At 71.0% G+C, this 15,592-nt stretch carries 16 protein-coding genes; 14 read left to right on the forward strand and 2 right to left on the reverse strand.

The features are described from left to right. Positions 1 to 56: 56 nt before the first annotated feature. Positions 57 to 422 (forward strand): spore germination protein GerW family protein, encoded by a 366-nt coding sequence (locus BC793_RS12485; protein ID WP_109592523.1) that lies wholly within the window; start codon positions 57 to 59, stop codon positions 420 to 422. Positions 423 to 569: 147 nt separating this feature from the next. On the opposite strand, the gene BC793_RS12490 is transcribed toward BC793_RS12485, so the two are convergent. Further along, positions 570 to 1,208, reverse strand: coding sequence for a PilZ domain-containing protein (locus BC793_RS12490; RefSeq protein WP_239169958.1), 639 nt, complete (start codon positions 1,206 to 1,208; stop codon positions 570 to 572). Positions 1,209 to 1,439: 231 nt separating this feature from the next. Here BC793_RS12490 and BC793_RS12495 point away from each other — a divergent pair, with 231 nt between their 5' ends. From BC793_RS12495 to BC793_RS12515, 5 genes are all read left to right on the forward strand, one after another. Beyond that, complete coding sequence (locus BC793_RS12495; protein WP_109592528.1) at positions 1,440 to 1,958, forward strand: SigE family RNA polymerase sigma factor; 519 nt, start codon at positions 1,440 to 1,442, stop codon at positions 1,956 to 1,958. Next, a complete protein-coding gene (locus tag BC793_RS12500; RefSeq protein WP_109592530.1) occupies positions 1,955 to 2,800 on the forward strand; it encodes a hypothetical protein in 846 nt (281 codons plus the stop codon). Before BC793_RS12495 ends, BC793_RS12500 begins: the two co-directional genes overlap by 4 nt. Then, a complete protein-coding gene (locus BC793_RS12505) occupies positions 2,797 to 3,870 on the forward strand; it encodes an amidoligase family protein (RefSeq protein ID WP_109592532.1) in 1,074 nt (357 codons plus the stop codon). The genes BC793_RS12500 and BC793_RS12505 overlap by 4 nt, the downstream gene beginning before the upstream one ends. Positions 3,871 to 4,238: 368 nt before the next feature. Continuing rightward, complete coding sequence (locus tag BC793_RS52790; protein ID WP_203896164.1) at positions 4,239 to 4,439, forward strand: PrpF domain-containing protein; 201 nt, start codon at positions 4,239 to 4,241, stop codon at positions 4,437 to 4,439. Positions 4,440 to 4,516: 77 nt separating this feature from the next. Beyond that, a complete protein-coding gene (locus BC793_RS12515) occupies positions 4,517 to 5,467 on the forward strand; it encodes a VOC family protein (RefSeq protein ID WP_109592534.1) in 951 nt (316 codons plus the stop codon). Between the two features lie 133 nt (positions 5,468 to 5,600). Here the strand turns inward: BC793_RS12515 and BC793_RS12520 are convergent, their stop codons facing one another. Continuing rightward, the gene (locus BC793_RS12520; RefSeq protein WP_109592536.1) at positions 5,601 to 6,368 is read right to left on the reverse strand and encodes an alpha/beta fold hydrolase; all 768 of its coding nucleotides are present in this window, start codon (positions 6,366 to 6,368) and stop codon (positions 5,601 to 5,603) included. A 142-nt stretch (positions 6,369 to 6,510) separates the two neighbouring features. Between BC793_RS12520 and BC793_RS12525 the strand changes: the two genes are divergently transcribed. The 8 genes from BC793_RS12525 to BC793_RS12560 all read left to right on the forward strand — a co-directional run bounded on the left by BC793_RS12525 (position 6,511) and on the right by BC793_RS12560 (position 15,584). Beyond that, positions 6,511 to 7,467 (forward strand): LysR family transcriptional regulator, encoded by a 957-nt coding sequence (locus BC793_RS12525; RefSeq protein ID WP_109592538.1) that lies wholly within the window; start codon positions 6,511 to 6,513, stop codon positions 7,465 to 7,467. A 54-nt stretch (positions 7,468 to 7,521) separates the two neighbouring features. Further along, positions 7,522 to 8,973: a rhamnulokinase gene (locus tag BC793_RS12530; RefSeq protein WP_109592540.1), complete on the forward strand. Its 1,452-nt coding sequence runs from the start codon at positions 7,522 to 7,524 to the stop codon at positions 8,971 to 8,973. A 38-nt stretch (positions 8,974 to 9,011) separates the two neighbouring features. Further along, positions 9,012 to 9,803: a DeoR/GlpR family DNA-binding transcription regulator gene (locus tag BC793_RS12535; RefSeq protein WP_109592542.1), complete on the forward strand. Its 792-nt coding sequence runs from the start codon at positions 9,012 to 9,014 to the stop codon at positions 9,801 to 9,803. A 183-nt stretch (positions 9,804 to 9,986) separates the two neighbouring features. Next, entirely contained in the window at positions 9,987 to 11,063 is a 1,077-nt protein-coding gene (locus BC793_RS12540; protein WP_109592544.1) for an ABC transporter substrate-binding protein, read from the forward strand. A 9-nt stretch (positions 11,064 to 11,072) separates the two neighbouring features. Further along, on the forward strand, positions 11,073 to 12,602 hold the full coding sequence (locus BC793_RS12545; RefSeq protein WP_109592546.1) for a sugar ABC transporter ATP-binding protein: 1,530 nt from the start codon (positions 11,073 to 11,075) through the stop codon (positions 12,600 to 12,602). Beyond that, positions 12,599 to 13,549: an ABC transporter permease gene (locus tag BC793_RS12550; RefSeq protein ID WP_109592548.1), complete on the forward strand. Its 951-nt coding sequence runs from the start codon at positions 12,599 to 12,601 to the stop codon at positions 13,547 to 13,549. Before BC793_RS12545 ends, BC793_RS12550 begins: the two co-directional genes overlap by 4 nt. Continuing rightward, positions 13,546 to 14,544 carry an ABC transporter permease gene (locus BC793_RS12555; protein ID WP_109592550.1) on the forward strand — a complete coding sequence of 333 codons (999 nt, stop codon included), beginning with the start codon at positions 13,546 to 13,548 and terminating at the stop codon, positions 14,542 to 14,544. Before BC793_RS12550 ends, BC793_RS12555 begins: the two co-directional genes overlap by 4 nt. Continuing rightward, entirely contained in the window at positions 14,541 to 15,584 is a 1,044-nt protein-coding gene (locus BC793_RS12560) for a Gfo/Idh/MocA family protein (protein WP_109592552.1), read from the forward strand. The genes BC793_RS12555 and BC793_RS12560 overlap by 4 nt, the downstream gene beginning before the upstream one ends. Positions 15,585 to 15,592 lie beyond the last annotated feature (8 nt).

Here is a 15,592-nt window from a genome sequence, read left to right on the forward strand (position 1 = left end):
CGCGTTGACTGATGGCGGACCCTGGAGGAAGACCTCCGAGACGAAGGGTGCCACCCATGCCGTCGAAACTCAGCGCCACCGAGATCCTGGACCGTGCCCGGACAGGCGCTTCGACCGCCGGCCGTGTCTTCGGCGAACCCATCGAACGCGACGGCGTCACGGTCGTCCCGGTAGCCGTGATCCACGGAGGCGGCGGAGCCGGTGCGGGCAGCGGCTCCCTAGAAGACAGCGACAAACCGGAGGGCGAGGGCTCCGGCGGCGGTTTCGGCTTCTCCGCCCGCCCGGCCGGTGTCTACGTGATCCGCGACGGCGACGCCCGGTGGCGTCCGGCCCTGGACGTCAACAAGATCATCGCCGGTGGGCAGCTCCTGGTCCTCGCCGCCCTACTCGTCGCGGGCTCCGTCCTTCGCCGCCGCCACTGACCCGAGCCGCTTCTCTCCCCGCCGGCCCGCTGACAGTCACCGCAACGTCCGGCCCGGGCGTCCCTTTGCGCACCGACCCGGGCCGGACCCGAACCGCCATGGTGATCGACTGCTGACATTCGGCGCCCCGGCTTCCCGGTGGGGACGTCAGGCGCTTCGCTTGTTGCGGCGGCGCTCGCCGATCTCCCAGGCCAGGATGTACTGGCGGATGGTCTGGGCCAGGTCCTCCTTGGTGTCGAAGGTGAGGATCAGGTGCTGGCCGGGGTCGCCGTGGGGGGCGTCGCGCACGTTGTGCACCACACCGCTGAGCGTCGCCTCGGCGGTGCCCAGCCAGACCGTGGCCTCGACCCGGTCGCCCTGGGTCAGGGAGGTGGCCTCGTCGATCCAGCAGCGCAGGCCGCCCTCGCTGATGTCCAGCAGGACACCCTCGGCGGGCTGGCCGCTGACCTCGGCCTCCAGGCGGACCACGGCGCCGGCTCCGCCGCGTACGAACTCTCGGCGGTTGTCGTGCCGGGGTTTGCCGGACGGCGTGAGGATCCAGCGCAGCGGGGCACTGCCGGACACCACGACGAGGCGGCAGGGCAGGACCACGCGGGTACGGGGCGGGGCCCAGAAGACCTCGAACTCCTGGCCGGGCTCGAACATGGCGAGGCCGGTCGTCTCCAGCGGCGCGGCGACGCTGAACGTGTCGCCGTCGATGGACTCCAGCTTCGAACGGAGGTTCACGCCGTCGCCGAGGACCAGGAAGATCGGGTCGCCGATGGCCGGAAGCTCGACGTCGGCCAATCCTCCAGCGCCTGGGACCGACATCACTCCAGCTGCACCGTTGCTCATCATTCACCTCTCCGGGATGCCCGTTCACGGCTGGTCGGGTCGCCCCTTCTCATCGGCAGTCCGCGGCCGTACGTGAACATCCCGGGGCCGCCGGGGCGACCGGCAGGTGTGACGGCCGTCGCGGAGAGGAAAAAACTTCCGGAAGGGACTGCACAATCCGGCGCCGGGATGCGTCGATGAGGTGTGACCTTCGAGCAATTCGCGTTGGCCCGCCTGCCCAGCCTGCTCCGATATGCGGTCGTCCTCACCGGCGATCGTGATCTGGCGCAGGATGTCGTGCAGGAGGTGCTGGCGCGCGCCCAGGTCCGCTGGAAACGCATCAGTGACGCCGACTCACCGGAGGCGTACGTCCGGCGCATGGTGCTCAACGAGTACCTGTCGTGGCGGCGCAGCTGGGCGGTGCGCCACATCCACGCGGCCGGGGAACGGTTGATCGAACTCGACGACGCACGCGGGGGCGTCCGCGACCACGCGGACGGTGTGGTCGAGGCCGACGCGCTCTGGCACCGGCTGTCCGCTCTCGGGCGCAAGCAGCGTGCGGTGCTGGTGTTGCGCTACTACGAGCAGCTGGACGACGACGCCATCGCCGACCTGCTGGGGTGCGCGCCCGCCACGGTGCGCAGCCATGCGTCGAGGGCACTGCAGATCCTCCGGCTCAATCAGCAGTCGGAGCTACGAGTCCACGCCGAGGAGAGGTCGTGAACGAGCACGGAGACCGGCTGCGCGAAGCCTTCACCAAGCACGAGACCGAGACGCCGGACCCCGCAGCGGTTTACGCCCGCGTCGAGGAGCTGGCGAAGAAATACAAGTGGCGCCGGTTCGGAGTGCAGGCCGCGGGTGGGGTGGCGCTGAGCGCCGGCCTGATCGCGGGCATCACCCAGCTGCCGGCGATCCTGCCCGCAGCCCCGGCTCCGAGCAACGCGCCGGCCTTCCAGGTCGCCGCACCGGTCGCGACGGTCGACCCGTCCGCACCGCTCACCGAGGACGAGGTCAAGGCCGGGATCGCCGCCTACTTCCAGGCCGGTTTCGGCTACGACAACGCGGTCCAGCTGGCCAAGCTGTGGAACCTCGCGGCTGACCAGATCGGGCAGGTCAAGGCGGTCGCCGGGCAGAAGCTGCTGGCCGGGGAGATCCTTCCGGTCACCGCGAAGCCGAACCCCGACGGACCCGTCGAGCCGACCGAAGACCCGGCCGACGCCCAGATCAACAAGCAGGTCGAGGAGTTCTTCCTCCAGGGCTACGACTGGGACGACGCGGTCGTGCTGGCCAAGCTGTGGAAGATGGACAATCCGGGCGACGCCAAGGCCGAAGCCGGCAAGCGCCTGCTCGCCGGTGAGTCACTGCCGGGCGGCGTCGAGCCGGACAGGCAGCAGATCGAGGAGGGCAAGAAGGCCCGCCTGGCGAACATCTTCTGGGACGCCGGCTACGACGGTCAGGATGCCGAGAAGCTCGCGAAACTCTGGAAGCTGGACGACGCGTACGCGGCCAAGGTCGAGGCCGGACGGCGGCTGAAGGCCGGCGAGACGCTCCCGATCCAGCCGTGACCCCGGGTCTGCGCCGGCGGATCGGCTTCGAAATCGAGTTGATGGCCCCTCCGGGGGTCAGCCGGCGCACCCTCGCCATGGACCTGGCCGGACGCTGTGGGGGCAGTGTCCGGCCGGTGTGGCACCACGACAGCGAGCCGTCCCTGGTCCCCGGCCTGGGACGGTTTCTGCATCTCACCCAGGGTTTCGAGGTGCGGCGGCCGGGCGGGGAACTGCTGTGCACGCTCGTCGACGACGTCACCCTGATGCACGGTCTCGATCCGCGGGCACCGGCCGTCCCCGGCTGGCACCGGATCCTCACCGACGACACCCGGCTGCTGCGCCTGCTCGCCGTCCAGTGCGATCCGGGCGCCCACCTGCCGGAGGTGCTGGCGCCGGCGGCCCTGCTCTGGGGCACCGACGTCCAGCAGCACGGCCGGATCTTCCGGCTCGACGACCCGGCCGGCGCGACGGTGGCCCTGGCCTCCCCGGCCGGCGGCGAACGCGAACGCCCCTGCGAGATCGTCACCGCGCCGATCGCGGAGGACCATCACGCCGCGCTCGCCGAACTCCTCGAACCGGCCCGCGAGCTGGGTTTCACCGTTCCGCACGAGGCGGCGGTGCACCTGCACGTCGACGGGGCGCCGTTCCGGTCACCGGATGCGCTGGCCAACGTGGTGCGCCTGTTCGCCCACTACCGGGAGGCGCTGCGGGAACTGCTAGCCACCAACCCGGCCTGCCGCCGGCTCGCGCCACTCCCGGCGCCGCTGGTCACCGCGGTCGAGGGCAAACCGACGACCGACGAACTCCGCAAGGCTGCCTCCGACGGCGGTCTGACCAAATTCTTCGACGTCAACCTGACGCAGGTACTCACCGACACACCGATCCGCGACACGGTCGAGATCCGCATCCTGCCGGGCGCCCTCGACGCGGCGGAAATCATCCACCGGGCCGCGCTGATCGACCTGCTCCTCACCCGCTGCGCCGATCCGGCGCCGATCCCGCCGCCGGCCGACCCCGGATCCGCGGTGGAGACGCTGCTGGAAATGGCCGCGGAAAGCCTTAACAACCTTGAGGGGTACGGCCAGTAGGAGCACCGTGAGCCACCCCGCGACGCAGGCGGCCCCGCACGGCCCGGCCCCGGCCGCCGGGCTGCTGCCCACCTCCCCCAACCCCCACACTCAGCCGCTCACCGCGTCACCAGCCACCGAGTCTTCGGCCCCAATCGTGTCTGCACGGCCTACTACACCGGGGCCGCTGGTGCGTTCCACGAACGGCGGAGCGTCTGATCGCGGTGCGTGCCGCCGATCTTGCTCGGCTGGTTCCCACCGCTGTCTCAGGCCCCTCGAGACAGCGGTGCGAACCAGCCGAGAAGAACCGGCTGGCCGTCACCGGTGCCTCAGCACGCCTGAGACAGCGGTGGGGGCCAGCCGAGCGTGAGCCACGGTTAAGCAGGTGGGTGCCGGCCACGCTGATCGACAACGGGATGCCGGTCGTGCTGATGACCGCGGCGTCGCTCGGTGTCACGGGGCGGGAGTCCCCGGCCGAGCTGGAGGCGGATGCGCGGCTGTGCCGCCGGGTGGAGCAGCTGCGACTACTCGCGGGCAGAATGATGCGTCTGGGGTTGGGAACGCGACGACCGTACCGAAGAGGTGTCTGACCTCGCCGCCGGCCCGCCTTCTCATGGAGTACTACGGAAGGAGCCGTCGTCCATGGTCGAGGAAACGGCTGAGAACAATGGCTGAGAAGATCCGCGACATCGCGCACGTCTCCGCGGTGCAACTGCTGACGCCCGTCCTCGACGACACCGTCCGGTTCTTCACCGAGCAGATGGCCATGGAGGTCGTCGAGCGCCGCGGCGACAGCGCCTACCTGCATGCGTGGGACGACTACGAGCACTTCACCGTCAAGGTCACCGGCGCGGGTACGTCCGGCATCGGGCGGACCTGGCTGCGCGCCCGCAGCCCCGAGGCCCTCCAGCGGCGGGTCCGCGACATCGAGGCCGCCGGTCTCGGGCAGGGGTGGAGCTCCGACGAGCCGGGGTACGGGCCGGTGTTCCACTTCACCGACCCGGACGGGCATCCGTTCGGCCTCTACTACGAGACGAAACGCTATGTGGCGTCGGAGGCCACCCGTCCGTCGCTGAAGAACCAGGCCGCGCGCTTCCCCGGCCGGGGCGCCAACGTGCGTCGGCTGGACCACGTCAACTACCTGGCCCGGGACGTGCCGCGCAACGAGGAGTTCCTGGCGGGGGCGCTGACCGGGCGGGCCAGCGAACAGATCGTGCTGAACGACGGAACCACGGCCGCCGTCTGGTACACGTTCACCGACAAGTCCTACGACCTCGTCTACACCCGCGACCGGACCGGTGCCGAGGGGCGCCTGCATCACGTGGCGTTCGCGACCGACACCCGCGAGGACATCCTGCGGGCCGCCGACGTGTTCCTCGAAGCCGGCGTGCACATCGAGGCCGGACCCCACAAACACGCCATTCAACAGACGTTCTTCCTGTACGTGTGGGAGCCCGGCGGCAACCGCATCGAACTCTGCAACGCCGGCGCCCGGCTGCTGCTCGCCCCCGACCACGAGGTGGTCACCTGGACCGAGACCGAACGCGCCAAAGGACAGGCGTGGGGTCTGAAGACGATCGAGTCGTTCCACACCCACGGCACGCCGCCGGTGGTCTAGGGGTGGCCGCCGTTCTCCTCCAGGGAGCGCAGCACCTCGATGACACAAAACGATACCGCCGGGGACGGGGTGGTTCGGCGGGGCGCTTCCGGTCGTACCGGAAAGGCGGCCCCGCGGCGCCGGACCGGAAGGGTCAGCGGGTGTTGAGGAAGGTGACCAGTTCGTCGGCGAAGGCCGGCTGCCGGACCGCGCCCAGGTGATCGCCCTCGATGACCGCCAGGCGGGCGTTCGGGATGGCCTTGGCCAGGAGTTCGGGACGGGCGGCCAGAACGTCGTCGCGGCCGGCGATCAGCAGGGTGGGCACGGCGATCGAGTCCAGCGGGATCGGGCTGGCGTGGAGGGCGGCGGCCTGGGCGGCGAGCGCCGTGCGGTCGCCGTCGACCGTGTCGACGAATGCGCGGAAACCGGCTGCGGCCGGGTGCGTGATCGTGGCCGGGTCGTCGGTGTGGAACGCCTCGCGGAACGCCTCGGCGGGGATGACCCGGGTGTCGACACCGCCGAGCTCGACGACCGCCGAACCGACACCGCCGATGACCAGCCGGCGCAGGCGGGGGTCGCGGGTGGCAAGGATGAGCGACACGATCGCGCCCATCGAGTACCCGGCCACGTCGACCTGCTCGACCCTCAGCAGATCGAGCAGCGTGATGACGTCCCGGGCCATCCTGGTCTCCCCGTAGACGGCCGGGTCGTGCGGTTTACCGGAGCGGCCGTGACCGCGCGCGTCGACGGCGATGACCCGGCGGCCGGTGGCGGTCAGGGCCGCGACGACGCCGGGCGAGACCCAGTTGGACCGGCCGTCGGCGATGAAACCGTGGTGCAGGAGCACGGGTGGCAGCTCGGCGTCGCCGTCCCAGTGATCCCAGTAGATCTCCACACCGTCGGTGGCCTCGAAGGTCGGCATCGGCGGATTCCTCTCCAGTTCGGCTCGGGCGCACGACAGCGTATGTGCGGAACGCGCCTGCGGTATCGGTGAGATCGCCGGTGTGGTCACCATGTGCGACGCGGGGAGCACCAACGATGTTGATCGCGATACATTGCGGGCTGTGACCCCCACACAGTTGCGCGCCTATTCCGCCGTCGTCCGATGTGGCTCGGTGAAGCAGGCGGCCGCGCAACTCGAGGTGTCCGAGTCCGCGGTGTCGCTGCACATCGGACAGCTCCGCCGGGAACTCGGCGACCAGTTGTTCTCGCGGACGGCGAAGGGGCTGACGTTCACCCCCGGCGGGCTGCGTCTCGCCAGCCGGGCCACCGAACTGCTCGGACTGCAGGACATCACGGTGCTCGAGGTGAGCGCGGCCGGGCAGGGGCGCCGGCTGCTGCGGGTCGGGGCGTCGTCGCTGTTCGCCGAGCACGCCGCGCCGGGGCTCATCGAACTGTTCGCGAGCCGGGCCGCGGACCTGGACGTCGAGTTGAGCGTGCGAAACCCGGGCTCGTTCGTCGAGGCGCTGATCGAGCGCAGTATCGACATCGCGATCGGGCCGGCGCCGGCGCTCCCCGATCCGGCGGTCCGGTGCCGGCCGGTCATGTATTACAAGGTCGTCGTCGTCGCCGGGCCGGACCATCCGCTCGCCGGGACCCAGCCGTCGCCGCGACAGTTGCGTGACCAGACGTGGCTGCTCGGACCGTCGGCCGCCGCCGATCGGGGCGCCATCCCGACTCTGCTGCGGCGACTCGGGGTGCCCGACGACCGCCAGCAGATCTTCCAGAGCCACGCGGCCGCCATCGAGGAGGCCAAACGGGGACGCGGGGTGGCGGCGGCACTGTCCTTCACCGTCGCGCCGGAGATCCGCAAGGGACATCTGGTCTCCTTCTGCGAGCCGCACGCGGCACTGGAGGAGGTCTGGCACGCGCTGACCCTGGCCGAGACGGGGAAACCGTCGGCGGCCGCCGAACTGGGCCGGTTCGCGTCCACGCCGCGGGCCATCCAGGCGATGATGCGCGGCACGGGGGTCAATGTGGCCCGCTTCAAACCGTCGATCCACGTCACCCTCTGGAGCTGACGCCCGCCGCCGCGGCCCGGCCGTCCCTTCCGGAACAGGCGCTACGCTTCGGCGATGCCGATATTCGTGGCCGTCGACCTCGGCGCCGAGACCGGCCGTGTGCTGCGCGGCACGTTCGACGGCGGCCGGCTGGAGGTCGGCGAGGTGCACCGGTTCGTCAACCGGCCGGTGGCACTGCCGCAGGGACTGCACTGGGACGTACTGGCACTGTTCGCGGACCTGTCGGCCGGGTTGACGGCCGCGCTGGCCGACCGGGGCGGCGACCGGGTGGCCGGGGTCGGCATCGACGCGTGGGGCAACGACTTCGCCCTGCTGGACCGCGACGGCCGCCTGGTCGGCAACCCGTGGCACTACCGGGACCGGCGGACCGAGTCCAGCACCAGGCTGGTCGCGCGGCGCGTCGACCCGGCCGTGCTGTACCGCACCACCGGCACCGCTCCCCTGTCGATCAACACGGCCAGTCAGCTGGTCGCGATGGAGGGCTCGGCACAACTGGACGTCGCCGAGCGGCTCGTCATGCTGCCCGACCTGTTCGGGTACTGGCTCAGTGGCCGGCTCGTCACCGAACAGACGATCGCGAGCACCAGCCAGCTGCTCGACGTCGGCACCCGCCGCTGGGCGGCCGGCGTCATCGAGGCGCTCGGGATCCCGGGCCGGCTGTTCGCGACCGACGTGGTCTCCCCCGGCACCCGGATCGGCTCGTTGCTGACGGACCGGCGGGTGCCGCTGTGGGCGGTCGCCGGCCACGACACCGCGTCCGCCGTGGCCGCGGTCCCGGCCGGGGCGCCCGGTTTCGGCTACATCTCCTCCGGGACCTGGTCGCTCGTCGGTCTCGAGCTGCCGGAGCCGGTACTCACCGACGAGGCCCGGCTGGCGGGTTTCTCGAACGAGGCGGGAGTCGACGGAACCGTCCGGTTCCTGCGCAACGGCACGGGTCTGTGGCTGCTCCAGCGATGCCGGGCGGCGTGGGGCGCGCTGCCCTACTCCGATCTGGTGGCCGCGGCGGGCACCGCACCGGCGTTCCGCTCACTCGTCGACCCGGACGCGCCGTGTCTCGTCGCGCCGGACGACATGCCGGGCCGGCTGGCCGAGCTGTGCCGGGCGAGTGCCCAGCCGGTCCCGGCCGGCCGGGCCGAGCTGGTCCGCTGCGTACTGGACAGTCTCGCCTGCAAGCACCGGTGGACCCTGGAGCGGGCCGAGGAACTCGCGGGCGTCCGTGCCGAGGTGGTGCACATCGTGGGCGGCGGGGCGGCCAACCCGCTGCTGTGTCAGCTGACCGCCGACCTGACCGGCCGGCCGGTGCTCGCCGGTCCGGTGGAGGCGACCGCTGTCGGCAATCTGCTGGTCCAGGCCCGGGCCGCTGGGGAGCTGTCCTCACTGGCCGAGATACGGCAGGTGGTACGGGCCTCGATGCCACCGCGACACTTCGAGCCGCGACCGTCGGATGCCGTCGAGGAGGCGTACGCCCGCTTCCGCACCCTGGTCGACACCGGTGACATGATCTGACATATTCTGCATCGACCACGTAGGGCAGGGGGTTCCCGGTGCTGATCGCCGAGCGGCGTCAACGGCTGCTGGCGGCCGTCCACGACCGGGGCTACGCGTCCTTCCGGGAACTCGCGGTGGTCCTCGGCATCTCCGAGTCCACGGTGCGCCGGGACCTGCGCTCGATGGTGGCCGACGGCCTGCTCACGCCGACGCGCGGCGGTGTCGGCCCGGCGACGCCCCGGCACCGGGATCCGGTCACGCCCGCCGAGCCCTCCGCGATGCGCACCGAGGACACGCAGGGGGATCCGGTGCGCGCCGAACGTGAGGCCATCGCGGCACACGCCGCCGGACTGGTCCAGCCGGGCAGTGCGGTGCTGCTCGGGCCGGGCCGCACCACCACGGCCCTGGCCCGCCGGCTCGCTGGCATCAGCCACCTGACGGTGGTGACCAACTCGATCCCGGTCACCCGGGAGCTCATCGGCTCACCACAGATCGACGTCGTGCTGACCGGCGGAGCGCTGCGCCGGTCGATCGGTGCGGTGGTGGGCCCGATCACCGAGCAGGTCCTCCAAGGGCTGCGGGGCGCGCAGGTCTTCCTCTCCGGCGAGGGCGTCACCGGAGAGCGCGGCCTGACCACCCCCAACGTCTTCGCGGCCGCGACCGACCAGGCACTGATGGCGGCCGGCCGGCAGGTCGTCGTGCTGGCCGACCACACCAAGCTCGGCCACGACACGATGTGCCAGACGGTGCCGAGCGATCGTATCGACGTGCTGGTCACCGATGACGCGGCGAACCCGGACGTGGTGCGCGGGCTGCGCGCGGAGGGTATCGACGTGCAGATCGCCTGACGGCGCTGCATCGTCAACTTTTACCATCTCCGGTCAATCCGACCTCGATCGTTGACACGACTTGCCACGACGTGGCTACGATCTGCCAACCTCAGGTCAAAGCCTTTCAATTTCTGGCACCTACGCGCCTCGTCCGGCGCGCGGCGCCGTCATCCGTCATGCCCTCATGAAGGGACGCCCGTGATGCCCCACCCCACACAGTTCGCCCGCGGCGCCGCGGCCGGTGCCACGCTCGCCGCCCTGGTGCTCTCCGCCGGCTGCACCAGGTCCGCCGGCACCGGCGCCCCGGCCCCGAACGGCTCGGCGGCACAGCAGGTCCAGGCCACCTCGGGAACCACCAGATGCACGCCGGAGCTCTACAACGGCGGCGTACCGAAGCTGGATCTGAAGACCGCCACCGTCGGTTTCGCCCAGTCGGAGAAGGAGGCCAACCCGTTCCGGATCACCGAGACGCAGTCCATCAAGGATGAGGCGGCCAAGCGCGGGATCAAGCTCATCACCACCAACGCCCAGTCCGACCTCAACAAAGAGATCGCCGACATCCAGGGCATGATCGCGCAGGGGGCCCAGGCGCTGATCATCTCGCCGCTCAACTCCGAAGGTCTCGACCCCGCGCTCAAGGCCGCCCAGGACGCCAAGGTGCCGGTGATGACCATCGACCGGCTGCTCACCACGAAGACACCCTGCACCGACTACCTGGGCTGGATCGGCTCCGACTTCGTCGTCCAGGGCGAGCGCGCCGCCGACGCGATGATCAAGGCGACCGGCGACCAGGGTGAGGTCGCGATCCTGCTCGGCGCGTCCGGGGTCAACGTGACGGTCGATCGCACCAAGGGCTTCAAGGACCAGCTGGCCGCCAAGGGCTCCAAGCTGAAGGTCGTCGCGGAACAGACCGGCGACTTCACCCGGGAGAAGGGCCAGAAGGTCACCGAACAGCTCATCTCCGCCAATCCCGGGATCTCCGCGATCTACGCGGAGAACGACGAGATGGCGCTCGGCGCGGTCGCGGCCCTCAAGGGCGCCGACAAGAAGCCGGGCGACATCAAGATCATCACCATCGACGGTACGAAGGGTGCCGTCCAGGGCGTCCTCGACGGCTGGATCGCCGGCGTGATCGAGTCCAACCCACGTTTCGGCCCGCTCGCCTTCCAGGCGCTCGAGGACTTCTACAGCGGTACGGGTGTCGTCGAGAAGACCATCATCGCCGACAAGGAGTACACCCCGGAGAACGCCGCGGCCGAACTCTCCAACGCCTACTGACCGCGGACGATGAGCATCCCCGCCCTCGACGTACGCACGGTGAGCAAGCACTTCGCCGGTGTCCGCGCCCTGACCGACGTCTCCCTCGAACTGTTCCCCGGCGAGGTGCACGCGCTGGTCGGTGAGAACGGCGCGGGCAAGTCCACCCTCATCAAGGTCATCACCGGGGTGTACCGGCCGGACGACGGCGAGATGCACTATCTCGGCGAGCCGGCGGCCTTCGCGCACCCCCGGGACGCGCAGACCGCCGGCGTCAGCACCATCTACCAGGAGATCAACCTGGTACCGATGCGCAGCGTCGCGGCCAACCTGTACCTGGGCCGGGAACCCGTCAACCGGTTCGGCCTCATCGACTTCCGCCGCATGCACCGCGAGGCGGGAGAGCTCCTGGCGGGCTACGGGATCACCGTCGACGTACGGCGCCGGCTGGGTGAACTCGGTCTCGGCGTGCAGCAGATGATCGCCGTCGCCCGGGCGCTGTCCACCGAGGCCCGGGTGGTCATCATGGACGAGCCGACCTCGTCGCTGGAGCCCCGCGAGGTGGATCTGCTGCTCGACGTGGTGGCGCTGCTGCGCCGCCGGCAGATCGCGGTGCTCTACGTGACCCACAAGCTCGACGAGGTGTTCCGGATCTGTGACCGGGTGACCGTGCTGCGCGACGGGCGCGTGGCCCACACCGGGCCGGTCACCGGAACCTCCCGGCTGCGGCTGGTCGCCACCATGCTGGGCCGCGACATCGACCAGATCCGCCGGCACGGGGCCACCACCTTCGGCGACCACCGGCCGGCGGCCACCGGCACGCCGGTACTGCGCGCCGAAGGCCTCACCCGGCGGCCGCTGCTCGACGGCGTCAGCGTGGAGGTGCACGCCGGCGAGGTCGTCGGACTGGCCGGGCTGCTGGGCTCCGGTCGTACCGAGACCGCCAAGGCCGTCTTCGGCGCCGACCGCCTGGACGAGGGCGCCGTCACCGTCGACGGCGGGTCCGCCCGGCGCTGGAACCCGGCCGCCGCCATCCGCAGCGGGATCGGGATGGTGCCCGAGGACCGCAAGGCCGAGGGGATCGTCGGCGACCTCAGCGTCCGCGACAACATCGTGCTGGCCGCGCTACCGAGACTCACCACCGCCGGGTTCCTCTCCCGGCGCCGGGAGGACGCGATCGTGGACACGTTCGTCCGCCGGTTGCGCATCAAGATCACCGGCCCCGGTCAGCGGGTCCGCGAACTGTCCGGCGGCAACCAGCAGAAGGTCCTGCTCGCCCGGATGCTCTGCCTGCATCCCCGGGTGCTCATCCTGGACGAGCCGACCCGCGGCATCGATGTCGGGGCCAAGGCCGAGATCCAGGCCCTGATCAGTGAACTCGCCACGCTCGGTCTCGGCGTGCTGCTCATCTCCTCCGAACTCGAGGAGGTCGTCGAGGGCGCCGGCCGGGTGCTCGTGCTGCGCGACGGTGCCCTCGTCGCCGTCCTGCACGACGACGAGGTCAGCGAAGCCCGCATCATGCGCGAGATCGCCCAGGCGTCCGAGGGAGGCACCGCATGACGGGCACCCGTACCGCCCGGCCCGACGTCCTCACCGTCCTCCGGGGCGGCGGCGTGTATCCGGCGATCCTCCTGCTCCTGCTCTTCAACGTCGCCTTCACACCGAACTTCGCCACCCTGACCAACCTTCGGCTGCAACTGGTGCAGGTCGCGCCGGTGGCGATCGTCGCCATCGGCATGGCCCTGGTCATCGGCACCGAGGGCATCGATCTGTCGGTCGGTTCCACGATGGCGCTCAGTGCCGCGCTGCTGCCGCTGTACCTCGGCTACGGGGTGTGGCCCGCCGTCGTCGTCGCCCTGCTGGCCGGTGCCGCCGTCGGGATCGTCAACGGATCACTCGTCGCGTTCGGCCACATGCAACCCATCATCGCGACCCTGGGCACCCTGGTCGCCTGCCGCGGGCTGGCCCTGGTGCTCGCCGACGGCCGGCTGGCCGAGATGTTCGACCCGGTTCTCGGCACGCTCGGCAACGACTCGGTCCTGGGAGTCCCGATCAGCGTGCTGCTGGTGCTCGTGGTGACCGGCGCGGCCGTCGTCGCGGTACGCCGGGCCGCGTTCGGGCGGCGCCTGCTGGCCGTCGGCGGCAACCGGGCCGCGGCCACCCTCGCCGGCCTGCCGGTCAACCGCACCCTGGTCACGGTGTACGTCGTCAGCGGAGTACTGGCCGCCGCCGCCGGCGTGCTCAGCACCGCACGGCAGGGGGCCGCCGACCCCTCGTCCGCCGGACTGCTCATCGAACTCAGCGCGATCACCGCCGTCGTCGTCGGCGGCACGCCCCTGTCCGGCGGCCGGATCCGCATCCTCGGCACGCTGATGGGAGCCCTGCTGATGCAACTGATCATCGCGACCGTGATCCAGCACGACCTGCCCGACTCGACGGCGCGCATGCTGCAGGCCGGCATCATCGTCGCGGCCGTCTACGTGCAGCGCGGACGGAGCCGGGCATGACCGCCGTCGAGACCACCGCGGCCACCACCGGCCACCGGACCGTCACCGGCCGGCTGTGGTGGCGCCCCGACCGGGCCGGTACGCCGATCGTGCTCGCGCTGGTGCTGATTGTTGGTTCGCTGGTCTTCGGGGACAGCTTCGCCAGTGGTCGCAACCTGGGCAACATAGCCCTGGACAGCTCGTACCTCCTGCTGATCGCGACGGGCATGACCTTCGTCGTCCTCAGTGGCGGCATCGACCTGTCGGTCGGATCGCTGCTCGCGCTCAGCGGTGTGCTGACCGCCTACGGCGCGCAGTGGGGCACCCTCACCGCCGTACTGCTCCCGCTCGCCGTCTGCGGGGTCATCGGGCTCGTCAACGGGCTGCTGATCGGGACGGCCGGGATCGCGCCGTTCATCGTCACGCTCGCCAGTCTGCTCTTCGCCCGCGGTCTGGCCTTCGCCGTCGCCGACGAGGGCAACAAGGTCCACCTCATCCCGGCCGACCTGGCCCTGACCCGGCTCGGCCAGGCCCGCTGGCTGGGCCTCAGCGCACCGGTCTGGTTCGCGCTGGTCGTCTTCGCCGCCGCCGTCGTGGTGCTCAACCGGACCCGGTTCGGGCAGTCCACGTTCGCCGTCGGGGACAACCTGGAGGCAGCCGGGCTGATGGGCCTGCCGACGGCTCGGGTCAGGGTGCTCGTCTACGTGGTGAGCGCGCTGCTCACCGGCATCGCCGGGGTGCTGGTGGCCGCACAGACCCAGTCCGGCCTGCCGACCATCGGCGAGGGCCGTGAACTGGAGGCGATCGCCGCTGTGGTGATCGGCGGAACCCTGCTCACCGGCGGCGCCGGCTCGCTGGCCGGGACCCTGGCCGGGGTTCTGCTGCTCAAGGTCATCCAGAACCTGATCAACCAGGTCGGCACCCTCACCTCGTACTACCAGCAGGTCGTCAGCGGCACGTTCCTGATCGTCGTGGTGCTGATCCAATCCCGACTCACCCGCCGGAGGATGCGATGAACATCGCGGCACGGTACGCACCGGGGGTCACCCGCCCCGCCGGGTCCCCGGACACCGAGCCGGTGCGGGTCGCCGTGGTCGGCACCGGCGACTGGTGGGGCCGGCACCACGCGGAGTTGTTCGCCGGACGGCCGGACACCACCCTGGTCGCCGTCGTCGGCCGGAACCCGGCCCGCACCGCGGCACGGGCCGCCGAGTTCGGCACCGTCGCCTACGTCGACGTCGACGAGATGCTCGACCGGGCGCGGCCCGACCTGGTCACCGTCTGCCTGCCGAACGAGGGCCACTACGAGCCGACGCTGCGGCTGATCCGTGCCGGGGTGCCCCTGCTACTGGAGAAACCGCTGGTCTTCGCGCTGGATGAGGCCGACACCCTGGTCGCCGAGGCGGCTCGCCGGGACCTGTTCGTCGGGATCAACTTCAACCACCGGTACGCCAGACCCGTCCGCCTGGCCGCCGCCGCCATCGCCCGCGGAGACCTCGGCCGGCTGGCCTTCGCCACCTGGCGCTTCGGCGGCGAGCCCGGCACCAGCCTCCATCCGCACGCGAACCTCATCGAAACCCAGTGCCACGGGCTGGACATGCTGGAACACCTGTGCGGCCCGATCGAGTCGGTGGTGGCGCAGTTGGCCGACCCGGGCGGGCACGGCTGGTCGACCCTCGTGGTGGCGGCCCGGTTCGGCAACGGCGCGGTGGGCAGCCTGGTCGGCTCCTACGACTCCTCCTACGCCTACCAGGACACCCACCGGGTGGAGCTGAACGGCACCGACGGGCGGATCCAGATCGACGACACCGTCCGCCGGTACAGCTTTCAGCGTGCCTCGGACGAGACCGCCCAGGTCTGGCAGGCCGGATATTTCAACGACACCGACCGCAGCTTCCACGCCACCTTCGACCGCCACGTCGACGATCTGCTCGCCGCGCTGCGGGCCGGGGATCCGCCACCGGTCCCGATCGGTGCCGGCCGCCGGGCGCTGCTGCTCGCCGACGCCGTCATCACCTCGCACGAGACCGGGCGGCGGGTCTCCACGGTGGAATGACGGACCGG

It is taken from the genome of Actinoplanes xinjiangensis (assembly GCF_003148685.1).
Classification (GTDB): Bacteria; Actinomycetota; Actinomycetes; order Mycobacteriales; family Micromonosporaceae; genus Actinoplanes; species Actinoplanes xinjiangensis.